Source organism: Stanieria cyanosphaera PCC 7437 (genome assembly GCF_000317575.1).
Classification (GTDB): domain Bacteria; phylum Cyanobacteriota; class Cyanobacteriia; order Cyanobacteriales; family Xenococcaceae; genus Stanieria; species Stanieria cyanosphaera.
The window spans coordinates 2,689,384-2,709,656 of sequence record NC_019748.1 but is presented as its reverse complement, the minus strand read 5'-3'; the positions used below and the strand labels follow the sequence as shown (position 1 = coordinate 2,709,656).

Annotated in this window: 21 protein-coding genes and 1 pseudogene; 15 read left to right on the top strand and 7 right to left on the bottom strand. The window is 34.5% G+C overall.

Going from position 1 to position 20,273, the window contains the following annotated elements; all coding sequences use genetic code 11:
• The first annotated feature begins 420 nt into the window (after positions 1-420).
• On the top strand, positions 421-1,947 hold the full coding sequence (locus STA7437_RS11770; protein ID WP_015193607.1) for a sulfatase-like hydrolase/transferase: 1,527 nt from the start codon (positions 421-423) through the stop codon (positions 1,945-1,947).
• Here the strand turns inward: STA7437_RS11770 and STA7437_RS11765 are convergent.
• Positions 1,940-2,503, bottom strand: a complete 564-nt coding sequence (locus tag STA7437_RS11765; protein WP_015193606.1) for a response regulator — start codon at positions 2,501-2,503, stop codon at positions 1,940-1,942. The two genes, STA7437_RS11770 and STA7437_RS11765, sit on opposite strands and share 8 nt — an antisense overlap.
• A 186-nt stretch (positions 2,504-2,689) precedes the next feature.
• On the opposite strand from STA7437_RS11765, the gene STA7437_RS11760 reads away from it, so the two are divergent.
• Positions 2,690-3,115 carry a hypothetical protein gene (locus STA7437_RS11760; protein WP_015193605.1) on the top strand — a complete coding sequence of 142 codons (426 nt, stop codon included), beginning with the start codon at positions 2,690-2,692 and terminating at the stop codon, positions 3,113-3,115.
• Between the two features lie 47 nt (positions 3,116-3,162).
• Here the strand turns inward: STA7437_RS11760 and STA7437_RS11755 are convergent, their stop codons facing one another.
• From STA7437_RS11755 to STA7437_RS11745, 3 genes are all read right to left on the bottom strand, one after another.
• On the bottom strand, positions 3,163-4,971 hold the full coding sequence (locus STA7437_RS11755; RefSeq protein WP_015193604.1) for an aspartate kinase: 1,809 nt from the start codon (positions 4,969-4,971) through the stop codon (positions 3,163-3,165).
• Positions 4,972-5,209: 238 nt separating this feature from the next.
• Entirely contained in the window at positions 5,210-5,593 is a 384-nt protein-coding gene (locus STA7437_RS11750) for a PIN domain-containing protein (RefSeq protein ID WP_015193603.1), read from the bottom strand.
• Complete coding sequence (locus STA7437_RS11745; protein ID WP_015193602.1) at positions 5,593-5,868, bottom strand: AbrB/MazE/SpoVT family DNA-binding domain-containing protein; 276 nt, start codon at positions 5,866-5,868, stop codon at positions 5,593-5,595. Before STA7437_RS11745 ends, STA7437_RS11750 begins: the two co-directional genes overlap by 1 nt.
• A gap of 129 nt (positions 5,869-5,997) precedes the next feature.
• Between STA7437_RS11745 and STA7437_RS11740 the strand changes: the two genes are divergently transcribed.
• The 3 genes from STA7437_RS11740 to STA7437_RS11730 all read left to right on the top strand — a co-directional run bounded on the left by STA7437_RS11740 (position 5,998) and on the right by STA7437_RS11730 (position 8,158).
• Complete coding sequence (locus STA7437_RS11740; RefSeq protein ID WP_015193601.1) at positions 5,998-6,750, top strand: hypothetical protein; 753 nt, start codon at positions 5,998-6,000, stop codon at positions 6,748-6,750.
• A gap of 217 nt (positions 6,751-6,967) precedes the next feature.
• Positions 6,968-7,510 carry a hypothetical protein gene (locus tag STA7437_RS11735; RefSeq protein WP_015193600.1) on the top strand — a complete coding sequence of 181 codons (543 nt, stop codon included), beginning with the start codon at positions 6,968-6,970 and terminating at the stop codon, positions 7,508-7,510.
• Between the two features lie 78 nt (positions 7,511-7,588).
• A complete protein-coding gene (locus STA7437_RS11730; protein ID WP_041619352.1) occupies positions 7,589-8,158 on the top strand; it encodes a Uma2 family endonuclease in 570 nt (189 codons plus the stop codon).
• Positions 8,159-8,411: 253 nt separating this feature from the next.
• On the opposite strand, the gene STA7437_RS26165 is transcribed toward STA7437_RS11730, so the two are convergent.
• Positions 8,412-8,567 carry a DUF4278 domain-containing protein gene (locus STA7437_RS26165; protein WP_015193598.1) on the bottom strand — a complete coding sequence of 52 codons (156 nt, stop codon included), beginning with the start codon at positions 8,565-8,567 and terminating at the stop codon, positions 8,412-8,414.
• Positions 8,568-8,742: 175 nt separating this feature from the next.
• On the opposite strand from STA7437_RS26165, the gene pcrA reads away from it, so the two are divergent.
• The gene (pcrA, locus tag STA7437_RS11725) at positions 8,743-11,058 is read left to right on the top strand and encodes a DNA helicase PcrA (protein WP_015193597.1); all 2,316 of its coding nucleotides are present in this window, start codon (positions 8,743-8,745) and stop codon (positions 11,056-11,058) included.
• A gap of 25 nt (positions 11,059-11,083) precedes the next feature.
• Here the strand turns inward: pcrA and STA7437_RS11720 are convergent, their stop codons facing one another.
• Both STA7437_RS11720 and purN read right to left on the bottom strand, forming a co-directional pair.
• A complete protein-coding gene (locus tag STA7437_RS11720) occupies positions 11,084-11,629 on the bottom strand; it encodes a Uma2 family endonuclease (RefSeq protein ID WP_015193596.1) in 546 nt (181 codons plus the stop codon).
• A 103-nt stretch (positions 11,630-11,732) separates the two neighbouring features.
• The gene (gene purN / locus STA7437_RS11715; RefSeq protein WP_015193595.1) at positions 11,733-12,416 is read right to left on the bottom strand and encodes a phosphoribosylglycinamide formyltransferase; all 684 of its coding nucleotides are present in this window, start codon (positions 12,414-12,416) and stop codon (positions 11,733-11,735) included.
• Positions 12,417-12,553: 137 nt separating this feature from the next.
• On the opposite strand from purN, the gene STA7437_RS11710 reads away from it, so the two are divergent.
• From STA7437_RS11710 to STA7437_RS11670, 9 genes and pseudogenes are all read left to right on the top strand, one after another.
• Positions 12,554-13,006, top strand: a complete 453-nt coding sequence (locus STA7437_RS11710) for a DUF29 domain-containing protein (RefSeq protein ID WP_015193594.1) — start codon at positions 12,554-12,556, stop codon at positions 13,004-13,006.
• An 8-nt stretch (positions 13,007-13,014) separates the two neighbouring features.
• The gene (locus tag STA7437_RS11705) at positions 13,015-14,094 is read left to right on the top strand and encodes a DNA cytosine methyltransferase (RefSeq protein ID WP_015193593.1); all 1,080 of its coding nucleotides are present in this window, start codon (positions 13,015-13,017) and stop codon (positions 14,092-14,094) included.
• 13 nt (positions 14,095-14,107) lie between these two features.
• Positions 14,108-14,959 (top strand): annotated as a pseudogene (locus tag STA7437_RS27090) (NgoPII family restriction endonuclease).
• 46 nt (positions 14,960-15,005) lie between these two features.
• Positions 15,006-15,890 (top strand): carbohydrate ABC transporter permease, encoded by an 885-nt coding sequence (locus STA7437_RS11695; RefSeq protein WP_015193592.1) that lies wholly within the window; start codon positions 15,006-15,008, stop codon positions 15,888-15,890.
• A gap of 455 nt (positions 15,891-16,345) precedes the next feature.
• Positions 16,346-17,770: a MotA/TolQ/ExbB proton channel family protein gene (locus STA7437_RS11690; protein ID WP_041619345.1), complete on the top strand. Its 1,425-nt coding sequence runs from the start codon at positions 16,346-16,348 to the stop codon at positions 17,768-17,770.
• A 22-nt stretch (positions 17,771-17,792) separates the two neighbouring features.
• Entirely contained in the window at positions 17,793-18,284 is a 492-nt protein-coding gene (locus STA7437_RS11685; protein ID WP_015193590.1) for a hypothetical protein, read from the top strand.
• The gene (locus tag STA7437_RS11680; RefSeq protein ID WP_015193589.1) at positions 18,256-18,951 is read left to right on the top strand and encodes a hypothetical protein; all 696 of its coding nucleotides are present in this window, start codon (positions 18,256-18,258) and stop codon (positions 18,949-18,951) included. The genes STA7437_RS11685 and STA7437_RS11680 overlap by 29 nt, the downstream gene beginning before the upstream one ends.
• 23 nt (positions 18,952-18,974) lie before the next feature.
• Positions 18,975-19,214, top strand: coding sequence for a lipopolysaccharide assembly protein LapA domain-containing protein (locus STA7437_RS11675; protein ID WP_015193588.1), 240 nt, complete (start codon positions 18,975-18,977; stop codon positions 19,212-19,214).
• Between the two features lie 96 nt (positions 19,215-19,310).
• Positions 19,311-20,189: an SDR family oxidoreductase gene (locus tag STA7437_RS11670; RefSeq protein WP_015193587.1), complete on the top strand. Its 879-nt coding sequence runs from the start codon at positions 19,311-19,313 to the stop codon at positions 20,187-20,189.
• Positions 20,190-20,273 lie beyond the last annotated feature (84 nt).

Below are 20,273 nucleotides of genomic sequence, written 5' to 3'. Positions count from 1 at the left end.
TATCAATTTATCTCTGTGCTTATACACATTTGAGTGTCTAAGTAATTTAATTGTTATAAAATAGTTGCCCGTTGTAGAGCGATCGCAGATGTTTAATTAGCCCTAGCTCTAGAAATTTATCCAGCAACTTCTATACAAGACCAAAAACAATTAAGAATTGACAATTTAAGATTTTTTTTGTGGTTAAATTAATTAATTACTGCGCTTTTTGTGTAATCTACCCAGATCAAAATTACTGTGAATCAAATTAATCTTCAAAAATTCTCTAAATCAGTAAAAATAAACAATATCACCCTTTATTAATCAATGAAGTCACTCTTAACGCTTGATACTTCTAAAAATAACTGTATATTATGAAAATAATAATTTTTGACACCAGTAACAAGTAGCTAATAACTTGTGCTAAAGGAGTGAAATGTTGTGCAACTAAATACACAACCGCAATTAATTCGATTTCTTTTGCTAAGTCTAACTGTTTGTTTGCTGATCGCTACGATTAATTTTCCTGCTTACTCTAATCTAGTTTCAGAACGTCCTCCTAATATTTTATTTATTCTGACTGACGATCTTGATCAAGCTTCTGTGGAGTATATGCCCCAAGTCAAATCTTTATTGGTTGACGGAGGAGTTAGTTTTAGTAATTATTTTGTAAGTAATTCCCTTTGTTGTCCTTCAAGAGCAACTATACTCAAGGGTCAATATGCTCATAACACAGGTGTTTTAACCAACAATAAAGCAGATGGTAGTTTTGTCGTTTTTTACAAACGGAATTCGGAAAAGTCTACTATTGCTACTTGGTTAAAGCGAAAAGGTTATCGTACTGCTTTTATTGGTAAATATCTCAACCTTTATCCTTATACCTCCAAAATGAACTATGTGCCTCCTGGTTGGGATGAATGGGATAGCCCAGTTCATGGTAGTGCGTATGTGCAATACGATTATACTGTAAATGAAAATGGCAAATTAGTTCATTATGGCAATCAACCGCAAGATTATGGTAATGATGTATATACCAATAAAGCCAAACAATTTCTCACTCAAGTAGCTAAAACCAATCAACCTTTTTTTCTGTTTCTTTCTTATTATGCGCCACACCAACCAGCAACCCCTGCACCACGTCATCAAAATCTTTTTCCTGATGCCCAAGTACCACGTAGACAAGCTTTTAATGAAATAGATGTGAGTGATAAACCTCAGTATCTGCGGGAATTACCTCTTTTAAATCAAGAACAACAAGAAAAAATTGATTACCTCCATCAAAAAAGATTGCGATCGCTTCAAGCAGTAGATGAAGGTTTAGCTACTCTTTACAATACTCTTCAAGCTACTAATCAGTTAGATAATACCTATATCTTTTTTAGCTCAGATAATGGTTTTCATCTAGGTCAACATCGTTTACTACCAGGTAAGGAAACTGCCTATGAAGAAGATATTCACTTACCTTTGTTAGTTAGAAGTCCCCATGTTCCTGCTGGGAAAGTGATTGAAGCCATAGCTGGTAATGTTGACTTAGCACCAACTTGGGCAGATTTAGCAGGCGCAAGAATTCCTGATTTTGTTGATGGTCGTTCTTTAGTTCCTTTATTTGAGCTTAAACTAAACACAACCATGTCTCCTTTTTATTTTTACAGACGCAAATTGCGGTCGCTTTTGACTAATAGTTGGCGACAAGTTTTTCTGGTAGAACATTGGGTTAATCCTCACGTAACACCAATTATCCCGCAATATAGTGGTCTTCGCGGTTGTGATTACACTTATATTGAATATGTTAATGGCGAACGAGAATTTTATAACCTCAGACAAGATCCAGAACAATTGCACAATTTAGCTCGACAAACTAATCCTAAACTGCTCGCTCACTATGCTCAACTTTTGCGTCAATTGCGAAACTGTCAGAGAAAAGACTGTCGAGTAACAGAGTCTCGGAAATTGATTGATTTTAATTAAAAGCTGAGAATGTGTTTGTATTGGTCACAATTTCATAGCCTTCAGCTAATAATTTATCCCAAATAGTTTCTGGACAAAAACAAAGCAATTCCGTATGTTGTTGATAAAGAGGGTCTTGTTTGCTTACCCGCATCAACCAAGTTTTTTTGCTTTCACAAGAATCAGTTTGTTGAGTTTTGTTGCGTTTTAGTAAAAAAGCTACTTTAGAGAATAATTCGTCGATATCAAAAGGTTTATAAATTATTTCCTCTATTTCGACTGGAAATGTTTGGAAAAGATGCATTTTGCTTGCACTTATCAGCCATAAAACGGGTGTTGTTTTCACAGAATTAATTATGTCAATGTAACTGATTTCTAAAGACTGCGTAAGTATTTCTTCATTTAAAATAATTAAATCTGGTTTAGCTTTCTCCATTTGCACGATCTCATTGGTTAAGCCACACGTTAACTGAATTTGATATTCTTGACTTTCTAAAATAGACTGCATTAACAATAAATTTTCTTTACAATTGCCAACGACAAGAATCTGCTTTAACCCGTCTGCTATTTTAGACATTAATTTTTGGTGAATGTTACTGTTTACAAATCATTTCATGTATGGTATCTGTATAAGTCAAGAAAACCCTGAGTATATTTACTTATCTTTATATGAGAAAAAATTACCGTCCGTAATGAGTGAAAAATTTCTCAATTTGATTCAAATTTTGCATAATATAAAGAAACCTTATTGTTGTAACTGGTTATGGGTGAAGCTAAACGACGCAAACAATCAGATCCCTCCTACGGAAAACTTCCCCTTTTGACCTCAGAAAGACAAAAAGAAAAACACTTTGAACAATTGTTAGATGAATTGTTTTCCACGTTTGATAACGAAATCAAACAACTGGCGAAAGCAGATTCAATTACTGAAGAATACGATCGCATTAAGGATCAATTATCAACTTGGTTCGCTGATAAATTAAATAACTATCGCAATAGCGACCGCAGTTTAATAGCTACTTCTTTAGTTTCTTTTTGGGCAGAAATGATTCAGCAAAATCGTACTAGTCCCGTTTTACTAAAATGTATGTCAGAGGTTTTACTACCATTTTTACCACCAGAACAAATTACTTCTCTGCTTCAAATTATCAAAGACATTGATGCGGAATTAACCAACACGTCCATTTAGGTCTGAAGTCTTAAGTTCAAAGAATTCATGTTTAACCGGTCACTGTTTTAAACAGGAACTTCGATTTGATTTTCTCCTGCCAAATTAAAAGCATCGTGAACAACTTTTAAAGCTTTGACACCCTCAGACTCATCAACCACACAACTAATTTTGATTTCTGAAGTAGTAATCATCTGGATATTAATTTTTTCTTTTGCTAAAGCTGCAAAGAATTTGGCTGCTACGCCTGGTTGTCCAATCATTCCAGCACCGACAATACTAACTTTTGCGATCGCGGGATCGATCAAAACTTCACCACAACCAGTTTCTTGAGTTAATTTTTCTAAAACCCGACCTGCTTCTTCTGCGTCTGCTTGGGCCAGAGTAAAGGCAATATCGCGAGTAGGCACACCCTCCACGATCCGACAACGTTGAGATTGAATAATCATATCGACGCTGATATTTTTCTCAGCGAGTAAACCAAAGATTTTAGCTGCCATACCGGGACGATCCGGAACATGACGAATTGCCAAACGGGCTTGTTTTTGGTCTAAAGCTACCCCTCGAACGGCTGGTTGGAGAGTAGCGGAATGGTTTTGAGGTAAGGATAAAGGAGAATTATCAATTTCAAAAGCTTGACACAAAGCAGCTAAAGCGCGATCGCAATCTCTTGCTTCGATTACACAACTGACTTTGACTTCCGAAGTAGAAATCATTAACAGATTGATTCCTGCATCTGCTAAGGTTTTGAACATCTTCGCAGCAATACCAGGACGACCGATCATTCCTGCACCAGAAATAGCGACTTTAGCAATGGTTGAATCTACCATTACTTCTGCTTCTTCGGTTGCCTTGAGTTGGGAACGGAGAGAAGGGGCGATCGCTTCTGCTACAGCTTCGGCTTTAGTTAAGAGTTTTTTAACGACAGTAAAAGCAATATCGTTACTATTACCTTCGTGGATCGATTGAATAATCAGATCGACATCAACATTTTGACGAGAAATTTCGCCAAACAAGCTAGCAGCCACCCCTGGACGGTCTGGTACTCTAAGTAAAGCTACTTTGGCTTGATCGGTATCTAACTCTACTGCGTCTACTGCCTTAGTCAGTTCCAAACCTTCTAAAGAACGAGGTTGAGGTAAAGGAGAAATAACTCTCGTACCTGGTGCATCACTCCAACTAGATAATACGACTAAAGGAACGCCGTAGTTACGGGCAATTTCTACAGCACGGGGATGCAGAACTTTTGCGCCTAAACTTGCCAACTCTAACATTTCATCGGCAGTAATTTCATCCATTAACTGTGCTTGAGGGACGAGACGGGGATCGGTAGTTAGAATACCAGGGACATCAGTATAAATTTCACAGCGATTTGCTTTTAAAGAAGCTGCTAAAGCCACCGCCGAAGTATCCGATCCACCCCTACCCAAAGTGGTAATTTCTAAATCTGGACTACTACTAATCCCTTGAAATCCTGCCACTACCACAACTTCACCTGCATCAAGATGACGTTGTACCCTTTCAGTTTTAATTTGTAAAATTCTGGCACGACTATGTTCGGCTTCCGTGACAATTCCTACCTGTGCGCCAGTCAGGGAAACGGCTGGTTGTCCTAACTCTTTTAACGCCATACTCAAAAGAGCGATCGAAACTTGTTCTCCTGTCGATAACAACATATCCATTTCGCGACGACAGGGATTGGTAGAAATCTCTCTGGCTAAATTAACTAAGGTATCGGTGGTTTTTCCCATTGCCGAGACAACTACCACTAAGCTATTACCCTTTTGAACAGTTTGATGTACTCGTTGCGCTACCGCTTTAATTCGTTCAACCGAACCAACGGAAGTACCTCCATATTTTTGGACGACTAATGCCATGATCTTTTTCTCCCCGACCTACTGCAAGCATCGCCGATCATATCAAATCTGGAAGGGATTAAGTAATTTTTTATGGGATTAATGGGTTTTAAACAGGAGTTAAAAATTTATAGCGATCGCCAGATAAAGAATTAGGTAGTCTGCGATCTTTAGACTTGATGGCAACCGTACCTTAAAACCTGGTCAATCCTAAATTCACCAGAAAACAAAACAAACCATTCAAAACTGAGTTTCATTACTAACGAATACTTTTCACAGAAATATCAATCTCAAGCTTCAACCAAGCCTTATCAGCAGTTAGTACAGGTAGACTTTTACTCTTAGCTAAAGCCAAACAAGCACGGTCTCCCAAAGACAATCCAAGAGACTTACAAGCAGGATAGAGATATCCTGCGATTAACCCCTGGTCTCGATCAAAAGGCACAACCTCAATAGGAAAAGCAGCTAAAGCTTCTTTAATTGTCTCAGGAGGTACGGAGTTACGAGCCAAATATGTTGTTACTTCTGCCAAATTGACTGTCGATATTAAAGCTTCATTTAAAAACTGTTCGCCCACTTCCGAACCAGGCTCTTGGCGCAAAATCGCAATCAGCACCGAACCATCAAAAACAATAGGCGACATTAAGCTTCCTCACCCGATCCTAAATCTTGCTCTTCCCGTTTTCCTTCTTCTCGTCGCCACTGAAGAAAATTATCAACAGAGGATTCGGTTGACTGCAAGTAAGGTTGAACCAAATTACGAGCATGAGCTAAAGCTTGCTGGGTAGTAATAATTTTTAATTCTCCATTTTCCTGGCGAATTGTCAAAATATCCCCTTCCGCTATTTGAAACTGCTTGCGAATTTCAATCGGAATAGTTATACGACCAGCTTTATGTACTTCTGTTTTATAGTCCATTTTTTATTAATCTTCATTTTCTAATTATATGTACAAAAATAATATTGTACTCAATAGAAAAATGTTAAAAATTTTAATTATCGTCTAGAGAAAATTTCTCTAAAAAATTAGATAGTTAGCGCGCAGAGAATGAACGGTCTACACACTTGTTACGAACAAATAGTCAATCTGCTTAGATCAGATGCTGAGACTTTTGAATCAGTTGAGCTTGTTGAGCAATATCGTCAGTTTTGGCGACCAGATAATGTGCGCGTAGTTATACTAGCCGAATCTCATGTATTCACCTCAAAATCTGATCGTAATTACAGAATTAAGGAAATAGATGGATTATCTGGATATCCAAATCAATATGCCAGGTTTGTATATTGTCTTGCCTATGGTGAAAATTCATTAATAGAAGGAGACCATCCATCTAAGGATGGAACTCCACATTTCTGGAAAATATTCTTCAGTTGCGAAAATGAAATTTTATCAAACGAATCCTTTGCTCCTATTCTAAAAAAGAACAACTCGACACAGCAACGAATCCGAAACAAAGTTCAATTATTACAATCTTTGCAAACTAATGGAATATGGCTTGTAGATGCGAGCATTGTGGCTTTATATAACAAAGGCAAAAAACTTAAAAAGATGAATCAAATTATTCAATTTTCTTGGTCAAATTATACCCGAACTGTCATTGAAGAAGCCAGACCTGATTACGTAATAGTGGTGGGCAAGGGAGTAGCAAATGTTGTAGAGCAAGAGCTTAAAAAAATCATGAAAAAAAACTACTCTGTTATCGCTCAACCAAATGCACATTTATCCTCAGAACAGCACTTAAATAATTTCAAAACATACAGATCAATAATTAAGAAAATTTCTGATAGCGATCGCGCTTAATCATCAAGACCCTGATATTCAACCACTTTTTCAAATTTTACTTAACAATATAGAAAAAGTACAAAAATTATCAGGACAATTAATCTGAAAATAATTATATAAAAAAATTCTAAAAATTGTCAGTTTGATTATTGCGATCGCTCTAAACCAAGATTGAACCTGAAAAATAAGTCGAGATTGGTTAAATTAAAAATGTTTGTTTAATATTTCTGCATTAATGACCCAATCAGTTTTTCGTATCTCTCCTTTAATTCGCATTACCTTATTTTGTTTATACTTAGCTTTAACTATTCCCTTACCATTTTTAGCGCAAGCAACTTCTGCACCGATTCCATCAAACTTGTTATGGATTGGAATTGTTATCGGTGCAGTAGCAGTTTATGGTGCTGGTTGTGAAAGAGTTATTTTGGATGAAGAGAAAATTGCAGTAACTTATCCGAGTTGGATACCATCATTATTACGTAAAGGTTGGTCTTTACCCTGGCAAGAGATTAAACAATTAAAAATGCGTACGACTGGACAGGGTGGATTGGTTTATTATTTTGTTACGGCTTCAGCAGAGCGAGCTTATTTGTTACCAATGCGTGTAGTTGGTTTTGCTCGCATGGTTAAAATTGTTGAATCAAAAACGGGAATCGATACTACTGATATTCGTCCCCTAGCGCAACCTTGGATGTATTTAATTTTATTTGCCTGTACTTTGTTGTTATTTTTAATTGATGGTTGGACTATTTGGACAGCAATGACAGCAAGTTTTTGATAGCCTTTTATTGATGATTAATTGTTGTAGGGGTAATTCATGAATTCCCCCTACTTTATTAACTACCTAGATATCCGAATGAATTTACCTAATCAAACTATATCTAAACTGACATTGGCAGAATTCTTGGAACTTGCAGAAACTAAGCCAGAACAAGAATACTTAGCAGGAGAAATATCACAGAAGCCGATGCCACAAGGAGAACATAGTGTTTTGCAAGCTAGTTTAGTTACAGAGATTAATCAAATAGGTAAATCACAAAAACTAGCCTGTGCTTTTCCTGAGTTACGTTGTACCTTTGCAGGCAGTTCTATTGTACCTGATGTCGCAGTATTTGAATGGCAAAATATTCCGCTACAAGTTAATGGTAGGATTAGTAATAAATTTGAAATTCCACCAGATTGGCTCATTGAAATACTATCTCCCGAACAATCAGCTAATCGAGTGATTAGAAAAATTACTTTTTGTTTGAGTCAAGGAACAAAACTAGGATGGTTGATCGATCCTGAAGATGAATCGGTGGTAATTTTTGAACCTAATTCTACTCCCGTAGTTAAAGCTAATCACGATATTTTGTTAGTTTTAGAAGTTCTACAAAACTGGCAACTCTCAGCAGCAGATTTATTTAGTTGGCTGAATTTTAGGTAAATCATCATTACAAATAAACTTCTTGCATAAGTCTGAAGTTTTTGGTTTGTCTGAATGACGAATGATGAAGCTATCGTTTTTAACAACAATTTTATTTTTGGGCCGAGATCTAATTATTTGTTCACTTTACAATTATTTATTACAAAAAAGCTATAAAAAAAAATGCCCTAAGATTAGGGCTTAAATTTGTGGTTGTGTCATAAAAATAAAATTTCAAATAATAAATTAAACCTTAATTTCCGTAACTCACACCTCAATACTTTTTCAAACTTAATTGAGAAGTAAAGCTTACTTGCGGATGACGAATATGATAAGTATTACCAAGAAAACGAGCATAATTTTCTGAAGTAATAGTTTGAACTTGAAAATTTTTAGGTTGATAATCAACACCACGATAACGAAGATTCATGATACCCTAGCTCCTGAAAGTAAATTAGTTAGTTGAATTGATTTTTAATTTACAAAGCGATCGGGAAAAAGTAGGGATGCTCTAAACTCCTCAATGATAAATTTTGCCTTTTAACTGGTTAACAATTAGAAAACACTGGTAACATAAACGATCTAGACCTTTGCTGCTGTTTGTCATGACTGCCAATACTGACTTTTTTAGCCATCTCAATCCTTCTCAACGTCGCGCTGTCGAACATTTTTGTGGCCCTATGTTAGTGGTTGCTGGTGCTGGATCTGGTAAAACTAGGGCATTAACATATCGAATTGCTAACCTAATTCGCAACCATAAAGTTGAACCAGAACATATTTTGGCAGTGACTTTTACTAATAAAGCTGCGCGAGAAATGAAGGAAAGAATTGAATATCTTTTTGTGCAGGAATTGGCGCAGGATAAATATGGACAAAGGTTAGAATTTTTAAATGAATACGACCAAAAAAAACTGAAGTCGCAAGTTTATAAAAGGATTACTAAACCTCTATGGATTGGAACTTTTCATAGTTTATTTGCTCGGTTACTTCGTTTCGATATTAATAAGTATCAGGACGAAAGAGGAAGAACTTGGAAGCGAAATTTTTCGATTTTTGATGAGTCTGATGTTCAAAGTTTAATCAAAAATATTGTCACCAAACAGTTAAATCTAGATGATAAAAAGTTTAATCATCGCACAGTCAGATATGCGATTAGTAATGCTAAAAACCAAGGTTTAACTCCTGAACAATATGCTAGAGAAAATGGGGGTTATAAAGGTAGAGTAATTGCTGAAGTTTATAACGAATATCAAGCACAACTAGCAGCTAATAATGCTTTAGATTTTGATGATTTAATTTTAGTTCCAGTCAGATTGTTTCAACAAAATGAATCAATTTTGGGTTATTGGCACACTCAGTTTCATCATATTTTGGTAGATGAATATCAGGATACTAACCGCACTCAATACGATCTAATTCGGTTACTTGCTACTAATGATGAAACGAAAAAACAGGAATGGGATTGGCGAGGTAGATCGTTATTTGTGGTAGGAGATGCGGATCAATCGATCTATTCTTTTCGGTTAGCAGATTTTACGATCTTACTGGATTTTCAACAAGATTTTGGCGATGGTTTACCCGATGATGATACAAGAACGATGATTAAATTGGAAGAAAATTATCGTTCTCGGGAAAATATTTTACAAGCTGCTAATGCTTTAATTGAAAACAATAGCCAACGAATTGATAAAGTTTTAAAAGCCACCAGAGGAATTGGCGAACAAATTTATGTTTATAAAGCAGATGATGAGCAACATGAAGCTAAATTTGTTATCAATCAACTTAAACGAATGGTAACAGAAAACCCCGAATTAACTTGGGGAAGTTTTTCAATTTTATACCGAACTAATGCTCAGTCTCGTCCCTTTGAGGATTTATTATTACAAAATAATATTCCTTATAATATTGTCGGTGGTTTGAAGTTTTATGACCGTAAGGAAGTTAAAGATGCGATCGCGTATCTGCGGATGATTGTTAATCCTAATGATACGGTTAGTTTACTGAGAATTATTAACACTCCTAGAAGGGGAATTGGTAAAACTAGTATTGAATCTCTCAATAATGCAGCACAACAATTAGGTGTTCCTCTTTGGGAAATTCTTAGTGATGAAACTTCTGTTAATACAATGGCAGGTAGATCGGCAAAATCAGTTAATAAATTTGCTCAAATGATTTTACACCTGCAACAACAACAAGAAAACTTAACGGCTGCTGAAACTTTAAACTATATTATGGAAGCATCTGGTTATGTTGATGACTTGAAAAAACAAGGCACCGATGAAGCAGATAATCGCATTGCTAACGTAGTGGAATTATATAATGCGATCGTTCAATTTCAAGAAGATAATGAAGAAAATAAACTCCAAGATTTCCTTGCTAATGCTTCCCTTGCTTCCGATTTAGATAATCTTGAAGAAGGGCAAGAAAAAGTCTCGTTAATGACACTTCATTCTGCCAAAGGTTTAGAATTTCCTGTCGTTTTTCTAGTCGGAATGGAACAAGGTTTATTTCCTCACAATCGGACTTTAAACGATCCTTTAGAATTAGAAGAAGAACGTCGTCTTTGTTATGTTGGTATCACTCGCGCCCAAGAACAATTATTTTTAACTCATGCTAGAGAACGTCGTCTTTGGGGTGAAAGAGAACTTGCTGTTGCTTCACAATTTCTCAAAGAACTTCCTCAAGATTTAGTTAGTAGTAATCTTAAATCTAATTACCGTGCTAAAACTGCAAATACTACAATTCAAACTAATAATTATAATTGGAATATAGGCGATCGCGTTTGGCATCAAGACTTTGGTGAAGGAGAAATTACTCATATTTTAGGTTCAGGAAAAAAAGCCACTTTAGCTATTAGATTTCCTAGTTTAGGTACAACCAAAATTATTCCCCAACTCACTCCAATGGAAAAAATAAATTAGTTATTTGTAAGTAATGAATCTGGAATTAATATAATAATAATTGATTTAAAGGAATCTTGATTTGAGGAAAAGCTTGAGGAGTAATTTGTCCTGTTGTAAATTCTTGGATTTGGGTATAAATACTATTATTAGGTTGAGTGTGAACGATTAGTTTATTATTGATCAAATCAATTACCCAATACTCAGGTATACCATTACGGGCATAAGTAATAGATTTTTGTTCTAAATCTAATTTTAAAGTCTGGTTAGAAATTTCTATTAACCAATAAATATCTTGAGGATAAGGATGATGTTGTTTATAAATAGTTTCTGGTAAACGAACAACAGCTATATCAGGTTGAGGTTCGGAATTATCTAACGTAACAGGATGGGATTCTTTAACATCAGCTAAACCCTGCAAAATTTTCCTCAAATACTTTACTACACTGTCATTGGTATAGCTATGAGGAACTCCCTCTGGACTCATTTCAATAATTTCTCCCTCTAATAATTGTACTGGTTGATCCTCTAGTACTCCAGACTCTACTAGTTCATGCCAGTTTGAAATTGACCATTTGAAATTAGTTACCATATACTTAATCCTTGAAATTAAGTTCTTTTTTTATAAATTAGATAAAAAGGGAAAGCTGAATAGGAAACAGAAATAAATATTCCTTCTTTTGACTTTCTTCTTCTCACTCTAACTTTTTCATTTCTTTCATTGCTGCAAGCGCGATCGCTTTGGGTAAAATGTTGTGTTCTTGTACTTGGACTCTACAGTGTAACGTTTCTGGTGTATCATCAGGTAAGATGGGGACTGCTGCTTGCATCAAAATCAAACCGCTATCAACTTCCAAACTAACTAAATGCACAGTACAACCCGTAATTTTTACCTTAGCTGCTAACGCTTGTTCGATTGCCCGAATACCTTTAAAACTGGGTAATAGACTGGGATGAATATTAATTAACCTGTTAGGAAAAGCATCGATTAAAACTTGAGTAACGACTCGCATCCAACCAGCCATAATTACCCATCTCACCCCATATTCTTGGAAAGTTGTGACAATTACTTCGTCTAAGTCTTCCCTTTTTTGATATTCTCGATGATTAATTAAAATAGTAGGAATATTGTATTTTTCTGCACGCGATCGCACTTGAGCGTCAGGATTATTGTAAATTAAAACTTTAATCTCTGCATTTAATTGTCCATCTGCGATCGCGCTTGCAACAGCTTCAAAATTTGTTCCACTACCAGAAGCCATAATACCCAATGATAATGGTTGGTCTAACTTCAGTTGAGAGGATGATAAATTGGGAGAAATTAAGACGCGATCTGCGAAGCAGGCGTTGACGCGATCGGAAATAGCTTGGATGATCATTGCTTAGTGTTTGAAGCTTGAGTGCAATTAATGGACTTATTATTATCTAATAAAACAACCCAAAAACGATTATTTAGTTAAAACAGAATTATCGTAATAATTAAAATAAATTTGTATTATTACTTAATTAATTACTCATGAATACCTCCGAATTTGAAAATTTATACGAACAGGATTATTATCTCTGGGTAGAAAAAACAAGTAATTTATTAAAAGAGAGAAAGTTTACTCAACTCGACTTAAAAAATTTAATTGAGGAGATAGAAACTTTGGGTAGAAGCGAACAAGATAAATTAACTTTTAGCCTGAGAATAATCTGTAAAAATTTACTTCAATGGCAATATCAGGCAGCAAAATCAAGTAAAAGATTAATTAAGACAATCAGTCAAGAACGAGATAATCTTAGTGATTATCTTGAAGATATTCCTAGTTTAAAAAGTGTGTTACAAAATCGCCAAATACTAATTAAAGCTTATCGACGAGCAAGAAGAAATGCAATTAGAGAAACTGCAATTACTAATTTACCCGAAGACTGTCCTTATTCAATAGAACAGATTTTAGATTTAAAGTTTTTTCCTAAAGTTTATTAAAAGTTTCGATGCTGTCATTAAATAGTATAAATAACTTAAATATAGTATCTCTATTTTCTGGTTGTGGTGGTTTAGATTTAGGTTTTTCTAAAGCTGGATTTAAAATCATCTGGGCGAATGATTGTGATAAAGAAATTTGGCAAACTTATCAATATAATCATCCAAAAACTTATCTAGATCGGCGAGATATTCGTGTTATTCCTTCAGGTGATATTCCTGATTGTTTTGGCATTATTGGAGGGCCTCCTTGTCAGAGTTGGAGTGAAGCAGGATCGCAAAGAGGCATTCAAGATTCTCGCGGACAATTATTTTTAGAATATATCCGTATTCTTGAGGATAAACAACCTTTGTTTTTTTTAGCGGAAAATGTATCAGGAATGCTGCACAAGCAACATGGTTTAGCTCTCCAACAAATTATTAATGCTTTTGAAGAAGCGGGTTTTTTGGTTAACTATAGTTTGCTTAATGCAGTTGATTATAATGTTCCTCAAGATCGAAAAAGAATTATTTTTGTAGGATTTCGTGCCGATCTCAATTTGAAATTTGATTTTAATTGGCTTGTAAAAAATTATCAGATTCATCAACTTAATAATCTAAAAAAAGCAATTTGGGATTTAAGAGAATCTGCTTTACCTGCTCAAGCAAAAAATAAAACTAATAGGGATACTTGTATATTACCTAATCATGAGTATGCCATTGGAGATTTTTCTAGTATTTATATGTCAAGAAATCGAGTTCGATCTTGGGATGAACCATCTTTTACAATTCAAGCCAGTGGTCGTCATGCACCGATTCATCCTCAAGCTAATAAAATGATTAATATTGGCAAAGATAAATTTATTTTCGATCCTAATTCAATTTATCCTTATCGACGTTTATCGCTCAGAGAATGTGCCAGAATACAAACTTTTCCTGATAATTTTTTGTTTGATTATATTAATCTTAATGCTGGCTATAAAATAGTTGGAAATGCTGTACCAGTTAATTTAGGTTATGCTTTAGCTGAAGCGATTAAAAGTTATTTAACAGAACCAATAAATATCAAACAAAATGAGCAATCTTTGCAGCTTAGTTTAAATCTAAATTAAGTTTATTTTTTTTATGACAAATATTTTACAAGCAATTGTCAATATTACTCGCGATCAAATTCCAGATCTAGTCGAATTTTATCGAAGTAAAAATAAAATTAATGCTGCTGGTGACGCTTTAGAATTATTTATTAAATATATTTTTGCAAATACCTTAAAAGAAACTGATGAATTAATTAAAAATGAAGCCTATGAAAAAACATTTTCTTATTTTGGTAATGCCAATAACCCTCCAGACTTAATGTTAATTGGAGGGGATGCCCTAGAAGTTAAAAAACTTGAATCAGAAACATCTCAAATTGCTTTAAATAGTTCTTATCCTGCTACCAAATTATTGATTAATAGTCCCATGCTAACTAAGGCTTGTAAAGAATGTGAACAATGGACAGAGAAAGATTTAATTTATGCAATTGGTTGTGTTAAACAAAAAAAATTAACTTTACTGTAGTTAGTTTATGGTGATTGCTATGCAGCAAGTAAAGAAATTTATGAGAATATGAAAAGTAAAATTATTGAGGGAATTAGTCAAACTACAGGAGTAGAATTTAGTCTAACTAAAGAATTAGGAAGAGTTAATCGTGTCGATCCTTTAGGAATTACTCATCTTAGAATTAGAGGTATGTGGCAAATTGAACATCCGCAGAGAGTCTATAATTATCTTCCATTAGAATCAAAACTTCCTCAAACAACTTTTAGATTATTTACATTGATGCGAGAGGATAAATATTTATCATTTCCTCAAAAAGATCGCCAAAATTTAGAATCTACAGATATACCAAACTTACAAATTCAAAATGTTCAGATTAAATCACCTGATAATCCTGTCAAAAGAATCTCTGCTAAGTTAATAAGTTATCAAATGTAGCCTTATACTCTATAAGAAAATTGACACATGATTAAACAAGATCACCATGAATAAACAAAGCAAGATCTCCTCATGGTTAGATCGCGATACTTTTGCAGCCTGGATTTTTCTAGCACCTGCATTAATTATCTTAGGAATATTTCTGTTTTATCCCATTCTTTATCTGTTGTATCTCAGTTTTACAAGTGGTAGTTTTACTGTACAGGGAATTGAATGGATTGGTTTAAGTAATTATTTTCGACTGTTTACTGATGCTGATTTTTGGCAAGTCATTGGTAATACGGTTTATTTTACTGTGGCTACCGTTATTCCTACTTTACTAATTCCATTAATTTTAGCTGTTTTACTCAATCGTTCTCTTCCGTTACGGGGAATATTACGTACTGCCTATTTTATCCCTTCAATTACTTCTTTAGTAGCGGTGGGATTAGGATTTCGCTGGTTATTTCAAACTGAAGGACCAATTAATCAATGGCTACTGCAACTTAATATTAACCCAATTCCTTGGTTAAGTAGTACCATTTGGGCAATGCCAGTTTTGATTTTGCTAAGTAGCTGGAAGCAACTAGGATTTAATTTAATTGTGTTTTTATCTGGTTTACAAACTATTCCTCAATCTCGTTACGAAGCAGCAGAATTAGATGGTGCTAACGGGTGGGCAAAATTTTGGTATATTACTTTACCAGGATTACAATCTACAATTATTTTTGCTACTGTTACTACAGCCATTTTTACTCTGCGTAGCTTTGAACAAGTTTATATTATTACTGGTGGTGGCCCTTTAAATTCAACCAATTTATTAGTTTATTATATTTACGAACAAGCTTTTGCAAGGTTTGAGTTTGGTTATGCTGCAGCAGCAGCAACTGTTTTACTTGCGATCGCTTTTATTTTTGTCTATATTTATTTGCATACTTGGAAAGAAGATTAATTCTATTAATCTCCAGTTTTTCTAATTAAATTGGAGCATTTGCATCAACTAAATTGAATTTTTTGAATAAATCTAATTTTTTGATTATTAATAGTTAATTAGCAAGGCTGATTTTTGTCAACCGCTAGTTTTTAAGTTCCAAATTTTGGGTTAGATTTTTCAATGCGTGGTCGCTTAATTGAAGAATTTTCTATTTTCTTTACTTTTAACTAATATCATGTTGCGAGTCGCTTAGTATACACCTAGGTGAATCTACTTGTTGTTACTCAAAAAAAATATCTAGATAAATTTACAGAAATAATTCTTCGTATTATACTTCTTCACAAGCCGTCAATCGGTAATGATTTTAATTTATATAAACTTCATAAAATTCAAGTTTATGTAAACTATATTTACTTAGAAAATAAAAATCAGGACAGCAAAAGCTATTGCAGCCTCCAAACACAATTAGTAATATGAATAACTTCAAGCTAAAAAATTTACTTAAACCTCATTCTCGCAATTCCAAACGTCAAGAATTAGAGGTTAGTTTACCCTTTGTATTCTTCTTTTCTGCAATTTGGACTTTAGCAATTTATGGAATTTTAATACCTTTTAGAACAACTCCTCTCGGTATTTTTATGTATGAGAGAGGATTTACTCAATACTTGGTTATTGCTTTATCGGGTATGGTTTTGGCGATCACTGCGTTAAAGTATTTCAAGCTAAAGTACGAAAGTCGTGCCTTAAGAAAAATTTGGATTGCCGAACATATTCCTTTAGAAAAACCAGATTCTCCAGATGTTGCTTATTTTCGGGATAGACTGGCAAAAGATGGCAGTTTAGTTGCACTGCGTTGTAGTCGTGTTTTAGATGCTTATATTAACTCAGGCGATCGCGCTGCTGCCACCGAATTTGCTTTAGATGACTCTTCTTTTTATTTAAGTACTTCAGAATCATCTTATTCTTTTCCTCGCATCTTAGTTTGGGCAATTCCATTGTTAGGATTTTTGGGGACGGTATTAGGAATTAGTCAAGCAGTAGGCGGTTTTACTGGAGTTTTAGAACAAGCGGAAGATGTCGAAAAAATTAAAGAAGGAATTACTTCGGTTACTACTGGTTTAGCAGTGGCGTTTGATACTACTTTACTTGCTTTATGTTTTAGTATTTTATTAATGATTCCCTTGGTGTTAATCGAACGCTATGAAACTCGGTTACTTCTAGGAATAGATATTTTTATTAATGATAAATTATTGCCTAGATTAAAAGAAAAAAATAAAGATATTAATGTTGACACAATTAATCAGGCAGTTAAAGGAGCAATTGATCAGTATTTTCCCAATCCAGAAGCTTTAATTGAACCAGCACAAATGTATGCTCAAAAAGCTGCTCAAGCTTTAGCTCAAGGATTTATTGAACAAATTAGTCAAGTACAAGATGTTAGTTCTCAAATTATTCAACAAGTAGGAGAAGTTCGTTCTTTAGCCAATAGCGATCGACAGGAATTCATGAATTTCTTTCATCAGCAACAACAAGCTAACCAAGAATTAATTACAGGGATGAAAGCAACAATTGAAGAAATAAAAGCGAACCAAGAATCTATTGCGATCGGTTTAAATAGTCAGGCTTCAGAAATTAGTCAAACTTTAGAAAAAGCTGCTCAAGCTTTAGAAAATCGCGTTGCTAATTTAGAACAAGCTGCGAATAAAATTGCTCAACTTCAACAGTTTCAGCAAAGTTTAGATAATTCTTTGCAATCAATGGAAAAAACTGCTCAATTGGGAGAAGTTTTAACAGGTGTAAGAGATCATCTTGCTCAACTTCAACCAATTCTTAAGGAAATGAATAAACCTCGTAAAATTATTTTATTAGAAAACGAAAATGGTACTATCCCTATCTAAAATATAAAGAGGAAATACAAAAATGAGGGGCAGAAAAACCCGCAGAATACCAGAAGCAGAGTTAAGTTTAGACTCGTTTTTAGATATTGTGGCAAATATTATTGGAGTTTTAATCTTTATTACTTTATTTGTCGCAACTCAAGCTATGAATCAAAAAGAAGTAACGATTCTTGCTAAATCAGAGCAAGGAGAAAATCGCGTTAAAAATCCTCGTTATATTGAATGTAGAGAAGATGGAGTAGTAGTTTATCCTAGTAAAGAATTTGTTCCCCAAGCTCAACTGCAAAATCCGAATTCGGCATTACAAAAATTAATTAATAGCATCCAAAATAACAAAGATAAAGAATACTTAATTGTTGCTTTAAGACCAAGTGGAATTGATGTTTTTAATCAAGTTCGTAACTTAGTTCAAGGAAAAGGCATTGATATTGGTTATGAACCCCTTGACTCTGGTTGGAACTTAAACGTTCAAGGTGAAGTAGTTAATGAGAAGAAGAAAACGTCGCAAAATTAATCATCCTGGTCAAAATTTTGACTCATTTCTTGATACCATGACAAACACCATTGGTGTTTTAATGTTTATTACTCTTTTTACAACTTTGATTGCAGATAAAAGTACTTCCGTTGTGCGGACTCCGCTTGCTTCAAAAACTGAAAAAACACCCCGTTTTTTTGAAATTAGAGATAATAAAGTTACCTATATTAATGATACTCAAGTAGGCGCAGAGATAGAAGAATTAATTGGTAATCTTCCTGCTTGTAATCAACCAGAAGGAGCTTCAGGAATGGGAATATCTGACAGCCAAGCTTATCTTGATTATCGCTCTTGCATTCAAAGTCGGGCTAACCGTTTGATTAATTTTCAAACCCAAACCGATTTTTATAATGTCAAAATGGTAAATGCAAGTACATTCTCTTTGCTTTACGAACCACTTCCTACTAAAGAAGGAGAATCTAAACCTCAATTACAGCAGCCTAATTCAAATTTTTTAACAACTTTAGCTAAATTAAATCCTAATCAAGATTATCTCGCTTTTATTGTTCGACCTGATAGTTTTGCAACTTTTAGAGCAGCTAGAGAACAAGCTTGGAAACAAGGATTTAATGTTGGTTGGGAACCTCACAAAGAAGATGCACCAATTATTTTTGGTTCAGGAGGAAGAGCCATTGATGCTCAGTAAACAGTTATTAATTTTTAGTTAAAATGAGAATTTTTGCTAACTTTTTAAGTGCGTTAATCATGGCTGGATGGATAGGCGCGATCGCAGTTTTTTCGATTCAGAATATTCAACAAGTATCTTTGCAATTTTTGACTTTTGAATCAATTCAACTACCAATTGGAGTTTTATTGGCATTTTGCTTAGGATTGGGTTTTATTTTGGGTTCTTTATTACCTTTATTGTGGCAAAGATCGAGAAGAGCAAGTCGAGATATGTATTATTAAATTTTGATTTGTGTAGGGAAAGTTCATGCCTTTTCCTGATCAGCAACTGATTCCCAAGCCTGTCTATAATAAACAGAAAGGCGGAGGTGGCTTGCGATGTTTTTAGTTACTGGTGCAACAGGATCATTAGGACGTAGAATTGTCAGACAATTAAGAGATCAAGGCAAATCGGTACGAGCTTTTGTGCGTCTTACCTCTAATTATGAAGAGTTAGAAGATAGAGGTGCAGAGATTTTTATTGGCGACCTCAAACAAGATAAAGATATTGCCAAAGCCTGTCAAGGAGTAAAATATATCATTAGTAGTCATGGTTCTGGTAGTAATGCTCAAGCTCTAGATTATCGAGCCAATATCGAATTAATTGACTGTGCAAAAGAAAATCAGGTTGAACATTTCGTTTTTATTTCTGTTTTGGGAGTAGACCGAGGTTATCAAGATTCTGCTACCTTTAAAGCCAAACGAGAAGTAGAAAAGTATTTAATGAAAAGTGGTTTAAACTACACTATTTTGCGTCCTTCGGGATTTGCCAATAATCTTTTACCGCTAGCAGAAAGATTTCGCGAAACAGGAATTTATTTATTAATTGGCGATCCACAACATCGCTCTTCAATTGTTAGTACCGATGATTTAGCAACGATCGCGATCGCATCTGTTGAAACATCGGCAGCCAAAAACCGAATTTTTGCAGTCGGTGGACCAAATATTCTGACTAGAGAAGATATTCCTCGGATTTTTGCTCGTTTATTTAACAAAGAACCAATTATTATTAATCCACCTTTAGCATTATTTGATGGCTTGCGATCGGGACTAGGTTTAATTAATCCACAGTTACAAAAATCTTTGGGTACATTAAGAACTTTACTGGCACACGAATTCTTTTGTACAGCAGAAGAAATTGCTTTGCTCGAATTTACTTTTAATATGCAAATGGAATCGTTGGAGAGTTTTTTACTACGTTATTTAGGCAGCAATTAACTTATTTTTGATTTATGGGCGAGTTTGAGCGACAAAAGTGGTTCTATGATTCCAAATTCTCGGTTTTTTGTTTAATTTTTCAAT

What these genes read in the sequence shown, in the direction of transcription:
- STA7437_RS11765 (WP_015193606.1), bottom strand. Translation starts at nt 2,503, where the DNA reads ATGTCTAAAATAGCAGACGGGTTAAAGCAGATTCTTGTCGTTGGCAAT.
- purN (WP_015193595.1), bottom strand. Translation starts at nt 12,416, where the DNA reads ATGATCATCCAAGCTATTTCCGATCGCGTCAACGCCTGCTTCGCAGAT.
- STA7437_RS11685 (WP_015193590.1), top strand. Translation starts at nt 17,793, where the DNA reads ATGAGGGGCAGAAAAACCCGCAGAATACCAGAAGCAGAGTTAAGTTTA.
- STA7437_RS11710 (WP_015193594.1), top strand. Translation starts at nt 12,554, where the DNA reads ATGAATACCTCCGAATTTGAAAATTTATACGAACAGGATTATTATCTC.
- pcrA (WP_015193597.1), top strand. Translation starts at nt 8,743, where the DNA reads ATGACTGCCAATACTGACTTTTTTAGCCATCTCAATCCTTCTCAACGT.
- STA7437_RS11675 (WP_015193588.1), top strand. Translation starts at nt 18,975, where the DNA reads ATGAGAATTTTTGCTAACTTTTTAAGTGCGTTAATCATGGCTGGATGG.
- STA7437_RS11755 (WP_015193604.1), bottom strand. Translation starts at nt 4,971, where the DNA reads ATGGCATTAGTCGTCCAAAAATATGGAGGTACTTCCGTTGGTTCGGTT.
- STA7437_RS11750 (WP_015193603.1), bottom strand. Translation starts at nt 5,593, where the DNA reads ATGTCGCCTATTGTTTTTGATGGTTCGGTGCTGATTGCGATTTTGCGC.
- STA7437_RS11745 (WP_015193602.1), bottom strand. Translation starts at nt 5,868, where the DNA reads ATGGACTATAAAACAGAAGTACATAAAGCTGGTCGTATAACTATTCCG.
- STA7437_RS11720 (WP_015193596.1), bottom strand. Translation starts at nt 11,629, where the DNA reads ATGGTAACTAATTTCAAATGGTCAATTTCAAACTGGCATGAACTAGTA.
- STA7437_RS26165 (WP_015193598.1), bottom strand. Translation starts at nt 8,567, where the DNA reads ATGAATCTTCGTTATCGTGGTGTTGATTATCAACCTAAAAATTTTCAA.
- STA7437_RS11670 (WP_015193587.1), top strand. Translation starts at nt 19,311, where the DNA reads ATGTTTTTAGTTACTGGTGCAACAGGATCATTAGGACGTAGAATTGTC.
- STA7437_RS11735 (WP_015193600.1), top strand. Translation starts at nt 6,968, where the DNA reads ATGACCCAATCAGTTTTTCGTATCTCTCCTTTAATTCGCATTACCTTA.
- STA7437_RS11740 (WP_015193601.1), top strand. Translation starts at nt 5,998, where the DNA reads ATGAACGGTCTACACACTTGTTACGAACAAATAGTCAATCTGCTTAGA.
- STA7437_RS11730 (WP_041619352.1), top strand. Translation starts at nt 7,589, where the DNA reads ATGAATTTACCTAATCAAACTATATCTAAACTGACATTGGCAGAATTC.
- STA7437_RS11705 (WP_015193593.1), top strand. Translation starts at nt 13,015, where the DNA reads ATGCTGTCATTAAATAGTATAAATAACTTAAATATAGTATCTCTATTT.
- STA7437_RS11760 (WP_015193605.1), top strand. Translation starts at nt 2,690, where the DNA reads ATGGGTGAAGCTAAACGACGCAAACAATCAGATCCCTCCTACGGAAAA.
- STA7437_RS11695 (WP_015193592.1), top strand. Translation starts at nt 15,006, where the DNA reads ATGAATAAACAAAGCAAGATCTCCTCATGGTTAGATCGCGATACTTTT.
- STA7437_RS11680 (WP_015193589.1), top strand. Translation starts at nt 18,256, where the DNA reads ATGAGAAGAAGAAAACGTCGCAAAATTAATCATCCTGGTCAAAATTTT.
- STA7437_RS11690 (WP_041619345.1), top strand. Translation starts at nt 16,346, where the DNA reads ATGAATAACTTCAAGCTAAAAAATTTACTTAAACCTCATTCTCGCAAT.